Source organism: Rhizobacter sp. P5_C2, from assembly GCF_054049715.1.
In genome coordinates this window covers 1-7,824 of sequence record NZ_JBFULV010000172.1, presented here as the reverse complement: position 1 = coordinate 7,824, position 7,824 = coordinate 1, and the positions used below count along the sequence as shown (strand labels likewise).

4 protein-coding genes, 1 pseudogene and 1 riboswitch are annotated in these 7,824 nt (G+C 67.6%); of the genes and pseudogenes, 4 read left to right on the top strand and 1 reads right to left on the bottom strand.

From position 1 onward, the window contains the following. Positions 1-242 (top strand): annotated as a pseudogene (locus ACXJLU_RS31895) (IS701 family transposase); the annotation flags it as partial. Positions 243-476: 234 nt separating this feature from the next. Here ACXJLU_RS31895 and ACXJLU_RS31890 read toward each other — a convergent pair. Beyond that, on the bottom strand, positions 477-1,106 hold the full coding sequence (locus ACXJLU_RS31890; protein ID WP_457337761.1) for an OmpA family protein: 630 nt from the start codon (positions 1,104-1,106) through the stop codon (positions 477-479). A 120-nt stretch (positions 1,107-1,226) separates the two neighbouring features. Beyond that, positions 1,227-1,301: riboswitch (S-adenosyl-L-homocysteine riboswitch) on the top strand. A gap of 58 nt (positions 1,302-1,359) precedes the next feature. Between ACXJLU_RS31890 and metH the strand changes: the two genes are divergently transcribed. From metH to ACXJLU_RS31875, 3 genes are all read left to right on the top strand, one after another. Beyond that, positions 1,360-4,149, top strand: a complete 2,790-nt coding sequence (metH, locus tag ACXJLU_RS31885) for a methionine synthase (RefSeq protein ID WP_457337760.1) — start codon at positions 1,360-1,362, stop codon at positions 4,147-4,149. Between the two features lie 259 nt (positions 4,150-4,408). Next, positions 4,409-6,166 carry a DUF1800 domain-containing protein gene (locus ACXJLU_RS31880; protein WP_457337759.1) on the top strand — a complete coding sequence of 586 codons (1,758 nt, stop codon included), beginning with the start codon at positions 4,409-4,411 and terminating at the stop codon, positions 6,164-6,166. A gap of 11 nt (positions 6,167-6,177) precedes the next feature. After that, positions 6,178-7,650: a DUF1501 domain-containing protein gene (locus ACXJLU_RS31875; RefSeq protein WP_457337758.1), complete on the top strand. Its 1,473-nt coding sequence runs from the start codon at positions 6,178-6,180 to the stop codon at positions 7,648-7,650. Positions 7,651-7,824: the final 174 nt, after the last annotated feature.

Sequence of the window (7,824 nt, the reverse complement as noted above, 5' to 3'; positions counted from 1 at the left end):
TCCTGATGACCGAACGACTCATCGCCGACAAGCCCGTCGGCGGCAAAAAAAACTTCATCGAACGCAAAGTGCCTGCCCTTCCCGAGGATTACATCCCCCGAGGCAGTCCTGCGCGCGCAGCGTCACGTGAGCAACTCCATCACGACGCTGCGCCATCAACTCAGCTACATGCTGATCGCCCGCCTCGGGCAGTGCCCCTGCTGCGGAAGGGCACGAGAAAAACTACTCTTGTGACACAGTAAGACTAGGACGCCACACGTCAATTGCCGAATCACCCTGACGTGCCCGCGTCGGTGTCGCGCTTGATCGCGAGGCCCATCTCGCCGCTGGCCAGCCGCACGTAGCTGCCCGGCGGGATCAGCATGTGGCCCTTCTCGTCGCGCACGGACACCAAGCGAACCCAAGAGTCTCCGCGGGCATCTGAACGGCGGCCAACTTGAGTTGGTGCCTGCTTCGATCCGGAGGCCTTTCACGTCCTACTTGCTGCCCGAGCGCAGCGCGCGTTCCCCGATCAGGATCTCGACGCGCCGGTTCGCCGCGCGGCCGGCCTCGTCGTCATTGCTGCCCACCGGGTCGCGCGAGCCGCGCCCGGCCACGCCGATCTTGACCGGCGACAACCCGCGCGCCACCAGCCAGTCGCGTGCACTGGCCGCGCGGTCCAGCGACAACGCGTCGTTGCCGGCCGCCGAGCCCTTGCTGTCGGTGTGGCCGACGATGCGCAGCTCCAGCTGCGGCTGGCTGCGCAGCACCGCCGCCACCTTGTCGAGCAGCCCGCTGGCCGCCGGCTTCAGCGCCGAGCGGTTCGGCTCGAAGGCCACGTCGCCCGGCAGCGTGAGCCACAGGCGTTCGTCGGTCGTGCGCGCCAGCACCATCGGCGTGCCGCCGAGGCTGGAGGCGAGCTGCCGCTCGACGGCCTCCATCTGCGGTGACCAGCTGCGCGCGGCACCGGAGGCCGCCTGGTCGTAGACCGGGCCGGGCGCGGAACCTGGCACCGAGGGCCCGGGCGCCGGCAGTGGCCTGACCGGCGGCGCGCCGCAGGCGACCAGCAGGGCGGCCGCAACGAGGGCCGGGAATGCGAGAGCGAAGAATCGTGTGTTGTTGTTCACGGCAGAAAGAAGTCCAGTCGTGGGAGCCCGGATTGGACACGCTCCGTGCACCACGACCGCATCAGGGCTTTGCCAAGTTGTAACCAAGGCATTCCTGGGGACAGGCCGCATAAAATGCGCCCCTCCAAGGAGCGTTGCGACGGTGGCCGATCGGCTGCTGCCAGGCTTGGACGCTTGCAACCACGCTCACCCCCGCATGATGATCCACGCATGCGCCCCGGGTGAGCTCCGGGGCGGTGCCAGCCGACCCGCCATGACCGCCTCCTCTTCGTCGACCTCAGCCACCGTCCACGCCGCCCCCGCCGTTCCGCCGATGAAGCTGTCGGGGCTGGAACCGGTGCTCATCGGCGACGGCAGCCTGTTCGTCAACATCGGCGAGCGCACCAACGTCACCGGCTCGAAGGCCTTCGCGCGGATGATCCTGAACGGCGAGTTCGAGCAGGCGCTCAGCGTGGCGCGCCAGCAGGTCGAGAACGGCGCCCAGGTGATCGACGTCAACATGGACGAGGCCATGCTCGACAGCAAGGCCGCGATGGTGCGCTTCCTGCACCTGATCGCCAGCGAGCCCGAGATCGCGCGCGTGCCGATCATGATCGACAGCTCGAAGTGGGAGGTCATCGAGGCCGGCCTGAAGTGCATCCAGGGCAAGGGCATCGTCAACTCGATCTCGATGAAGGAGGGCGTCGAGCCCTTCATCCACCAGGCGAAGCTGGTGCGCCGCTACGGCGCCGCCGCGGTGGTGATGGCCTTCGACGAGAAAGGCCAGGCCGACACCTTCGAGCGCAAGGTCGAGATCTGCGAGCGGGCCTACCGCATGCTGGTCGACGAGGTCGGCTTCCCGCCGGAAGACATCATCTTCGACCCGAACATCTTCGCGATCGCGACCGGCATCGAGGAGCACGACAACTACGCGGTCGACTTCATCAACGCGACGCGCTGGATCAAGCAGAACCTGCCCGGCGCCAAGGTCTCGGGCGGCGTGTCGAACGTGAGCTTCAGCTTCCGCGGCAACGACCCGATGCGCGAGGCCATCCACACGGTGTTCCTGTACCACGCGATCCAGGCCGGCATGGACATGGGCATCGTCAACGCCGGCATGGTCGGCGTGTACGACGACCTCGATCCGGTGCTGCGCGAGCGCGTCGAGGACGTGGTGCTGAACCGCCAGCCGGTCTACAAGCCGGGCGAGGCGATGCTGACGCCGGGCGAGCGGCTGATCGAGATCGCCGAGACCGCGAAGGGCGCCGCGAAGGACGACAGCGCCCGGCTCGCATGGCGTGCCAAGCCGGTGCGCGAGCGCCTGAGCCATGCGCTGGTGCACGGCATCAACGACTTCATCACCGAAGACACCGAAGAGGTCTACCAGCAGATCAAGGCCGGCGGCGGCCGCCCGCTGCACGTGATCGAAGGCCCGCTGATGGACGGCATGAACGTCGTCGGCGACCTGTTCGGCCAAGGCAAGATGTTCCTGCCGCAGGTGGTCAAGAGCGCGCGCGTGATGAAGCAGGCGGTGGCCCACCTGCTGCCCTACATCGAGGAAGAAAAGCGCCTGCTGATCGATGCCGGCGGCGAGGCCAAGGCCAAGGGCAAGATCGTGATCGCCACCGTGAAGGGCGACGTGCACGACATCGGCAAGAACATCGTCACCGTCGTGCTCCAGTGCAACAACTTCGAGGTCGTCAACATGGGCGTGATGGTGCCCTGCCAGGACATCCTCGCGCGCGCCAAGGTCGAGGGCGCCGACATCATCGGGCTGTCGGGGCTGATCACGCCCAGCCTCGAGGAGATGCAGTACGTCGCCGCCGAGATGCAGCGCGACGAGCACTTCCGCATCAAGAAGATCCCGCTGCTGATCGGCGGCGCCACCACCAGCCGCGTGCACACCGCCGTGAAGATCTCGCCGCACTACGACGGCCCGGTCGTCTACGTGCCCGATGCGAGCCGCTCGGTCAGCGTCTGCAGCGACCTGCTGAGCGACGAGAAGGCCACCGCCTACATCGCCGAGCTGAATGCCGACTACGTGCGGGTGCGCGAGCAGCATGCGAACAAGAAGGCCACGCCGCTGGTGTCGCTGGCGCAGGCGCGCGCCAACAAGACGCCGATCGATTGGGCGGGCTATGCCCCGGTGGCGCCCAAGTTCACCGGCCGCCGCGTGTTCCGCAACCAGGACCTGGCCGAGATCGCGCAGTGCATCGACTGGAGCCCGTTCTTCCAGACCTGGGACCTGGCCGGCCCGTATCCGGCGATCCTCACCGACGACATCGTCGGCGAATCGGCGCGCCGCGTGCTGAGCGACGGCCAGCGCATGCTGAAGCGCGTGATCGAGGGCCGCTGGCTGACGGCCAACGGCGTGATCGGGCTGTACCCGGCCAACACCGTCAACGACGACGACATCGAGATCTACACCGACGACACGCGCAGCGAGGTGCTGATGACGTGGCGCGGACTGCGCATGCAGAGCGAGCGGCCGGTGATCGACGGGGTGCGCCGCCCGAACCGCTGCCTGGCCGACTTCATCGCACCGAAGGGTTCGGGTGTGGCGGACCACATCGGCCTGTTCGCGGTGACCGCGGGCATCGGCACCGAGAAGAAGGAAAAGCAGTTCCTCGACGACCTCGACGACTACAGCGCGATCATGTTCAAGTCGCTGGCCGATCGGCTGGCCGAGGCCTTCGCCGAGCGCATGCACCAGCGCGTGCGCAAAGAGTTCTGGGGCTATGCGGCCGATGAAGCGCTGCGCAACGACGAGCTGATCGCCGAGAAGTACCGCGGCATCCGCCCGGCGCCGGGCTACCCCGCGTGCCCGGACCACACCGTGAAGGCCGAGATGTTCCGCGTGCTGCAGTGCGCCGACATCGGCATGGCGCTGACCGAGAGCCTGGCGATGACGCCGGCCGCGAGCGTCAGTGGCTTCTACCTCGCGCACCCCGACGCGGCCTACTTCAACGTCGGCAAGATCGGCGACGACCAGCTGCAGGATTGGGCCGCCCGCAGCGGCCAGGATGCGTCGCTGGTGAAGCGCTCGCTGGCCGCGCTCCTGTAACGGCGGCGATGACGGTGCGATGACGGCGACGCGGCAGCTCGCGTTGCTGCTCGTTACACCAGAAGCATTCGAACGCATCGCCGACGGTTCACGTCAGGTCGGCGTCGTCCTCGGCGCCAGATAGCCAAGTCCATCTGTCAAGGATTGACGCATTCCCCAGCCGACACCCTGTAGGCGGTGTCCGACGATGCCGCTGGTATGTCTCCTGCACGCACTCGACCCGTATCAGGTCGTACGCACCGCACCGAGGGAGACTGAAGTGAAATCGCTTCCACCGACATCCGCATTCCGCAAGACATCCCGCCTGTGGGCCGGGGCGCTGCTGATCAGCCTGCTGGCCGCCTGCGGCGGCAACAAGAACGACGATGAAGCCGCCATCGACACCAGCACGCCGCCGACCAAGGAGGAGGCCGCGCGCTTCCTGACCCAGGCCACCTACGGCCCGACCGCGGCCGACATCGACCAGCTCGCGCAGATCGGCTACCGGCGCTGGCTCGAGCAGCAGATGGCCAAGCCGCAGAAGCTGCACCGCGACTACATGACGGCGGCGATGAATGCCGCGGCGGCCGCCGGCACCAACGTGACGTCCAGCAACTTCATGGAGTCGTACTGGGCACAGGCGATCACCGGCGACGACCAGCTGCGCCAGCGCGCGGCCTACGTGCTGTCGCAGATCTTCGTGGTGTCGTTCGTCGACTCGACGCTGAGCAACCTGCCGCGTGGCGTGGCCGGCTACTACGACACGCTGGGCCAGCATGCGTTCGGCAACTACCGCGACCTGCTCGAGGCGATCACGATGCACCCGATGATGGGGGCCTACCTGACCAGCCTGCGCAACCAGAAGGAAGACGCGAAGACCGGCCGCGTGCCGGACGAGAACTATGCGCGCGAGATCATGCAGCTGTTCTCGATCGGCCTGTACCAGCTCAACAACGACGGCACGGTCAAGAGCGGCAACCCCGAGACCTACACGCACGACGACATCGCCGGCCTGGCCAAGGTGTTCACCGGCCTGAGCTGGTACGCCGGCCCGAACACCGCCGACCGCACGCGCAACCGCTTCTTCGGCGGCGACGTGAATGCCGACCGCGACTGGAAGCCGATGCAGGGCTACAACAAGTACGCCAGCAACACCGATTTCCATTCGAACACCGAGAAGAAGTTCCTCGGCAAGACGATTGCCGCGACCGACAAGCCGGACGTCGAGGGCGACATCAAGGTCGTGCTCGACACGCTGTTCAACCACCCGAACGTCGGCCCCTTCCTCGGCCGCCAGATCATCCAGCGCATGGTGACCAGCAACCCGAGCCCGGCCTATGTCGAGCGGGTCGCGAAGGTGTTCAACAACAACGGCAGCGGCGTGCGCGGCGACCTGGGCGCGGTGTTCCGCGCGGTGCTGCTGGACCCCGAGGCGCGCACCGTCGACACCTCGCGCAATGATTTCGGCAAGCTGCGCGAGCCGGTGATGCGGCTGGCCCACCTGCTGCGCACCTTCCACGCGACGTCGACGACCGGCAAGTTCCAGGGCATCGACAACACCGACGACCCGGCCAACCGCCTGGGCCAGACCGCGATGCGCTCGCCGACGGTGTTCAACTTCTACCGCCCGGGCTACACGCCGCCGAACACCAGCATCGAGGCGGCCGACCTGGTCGCGCCGGAGCTGCAACTGGCCAACGAGGTGTCGGTGGCCGGCTACCTGAACTACCTGCGTGGCTGGATCGCGATCAACACCGGGCGCGACGTGCAGATCGACTTCTCGGCCGAGCAGGCGCTGGCCGCCAAGCCGGAAGACCTGCTGGACCGGCTGAACCTGCTGATGATGTCCGGGCAGATGCCGGCGGCACTGCGCACGCAGCTGCTGTCGGCCGTCAACGGCCGGATGATCCCGCCGGTGCGCAAGGACACCGCGGGCAAGGTCATCAACCAGACCGACATCGACGCCGCCACGCGCGACCGGGTGGCCATCGCCGTCTTCCTGACGATGGCCTCGTCGGACTATCTGACCCAGAAGTAAGGACTGCGGACATGACGATCAACCAAGCCTCCCGCCGCGAATTCCTGCGCCGCGCAACGATCCTGTCGGGCTCCGTCGGCTCGGCCGGCCTGCCCTTTGCGCTGAACATGGCCACGATGGGCGCGGCCGTCGCGCAGACCGCGAGCGACTACAAGGCCATCGTCTGCCTGTTCATGTACGGCGGCAACGACTCCGCCAACATGGTGCTGCCGTGGGACGACGCGTCGTGGCAGACCTACAGCACGCTGCGCGCGACCGCGCCGGACCCGATCGCGCTGAAGCCGGTCGGCACCGTGGCCGACGCGACCGCCGCGGCCGGCTCGCCGGCGGCGCTCGGCGGCGTGCTGTCGATCGCGCCGAAGAACCTCGCGAACCCCGAGAACGCGACGCGCAAGTTCGCGCTGCACCCGAGCATGACCGAGACGAAGGCGCTGTTCGACCAGGGCCGGCTGGGCATCATCGCCAATGCCGGGCCGCTGGTGACGCCGCTGACCAAGGCCGAGTACCAGAAGGGCACGAAGACGCGCCCGGCCAAGCTGTTCTCGCACAACGACCAGCAGTCGATGTGGCAGGCGCTCGGCCCGGAAGGCGCCCGCGTCGGCTGGGGCGGCCGCTTCGGCGACCTGCTGGCCGGCAACAACAGCACCTCGACCTTCACCAACATCTCGGTGCAGGGCAATGCGGTCTACATGGCCGGCAACTCGGTGTTCCAGTACCAGGTGACGAACAACGGCGCGACCGCGATCGGCGGCCTGACCGGTTCGCTGTTCGGCTCGACCGCGGCCACCGCGGCCTTCAAGTCGATCATCACCGCCGACAACCAGAACCTGCTGGGCAAGGAGCACCAGGTGATCGTGCGCCGTTCGATGGACGCGCAGGCCGCGTTCCAGGGCGCCTTCACCGCGTCGACCGTCACCGCGCCGACCCAGTACTACAACCCTTCTCAGCGGGCGAACGCCAACAACGGCCTCGCGCAGCAGCTGCAGACGGTGGCGCGCATCATCGGCGCGCGCACCGCGCTGGGCACCAAGCGGCAGGTGTTCTTCGTCAGCATCGGCGGCTTCGACACGCACGACAACCAGAACCGGGCGCATGCCGACCTGTACGCGCGCATCTCGCACGCGATCAACTACTTCGACGCGACGCTCGGCACGCTGGGCGTGCGCGACCAGGTGACGCTGTTCACCGCATCGGACTTCGGCCGCACCTTCACCAGCAACGGCGACGGCACCGACCACGGCTGGGGCGGCCACCACTTCGTGCACGGCGGTGCGGTCAAGGGCGGCGAACTCTACGGCCGCTTCCCGCAGGTCGGCATCAACCACGACGACGAAGTGGGCTCGGGCAGCCTGCTGCCGGGCATCGCGGTCGACCAGGTCGGCGCGACGCTGGGCAAGTGGTTCGGCGTCAGCGATGCCAACCTCGACATGGTTTTTCCGAACCTCGGCAACTTTTCGAAACGAAATCTGGGCTTCCTGGGTTGATGATCACGCCTGCCACGCTCGGGCGCCCCGCGGCGGTCCCGACCGTCTTTCCGACGACTTCTTTTTCTTGAACCAGGACTCCCCATGGACAACACCACCTCCAGCAGCCTCGCCCTCGACCCCTCGGCCACGCCGGGTGCCGCCGCGGCCGCACCGCGCCGCACCGCCTGGTGG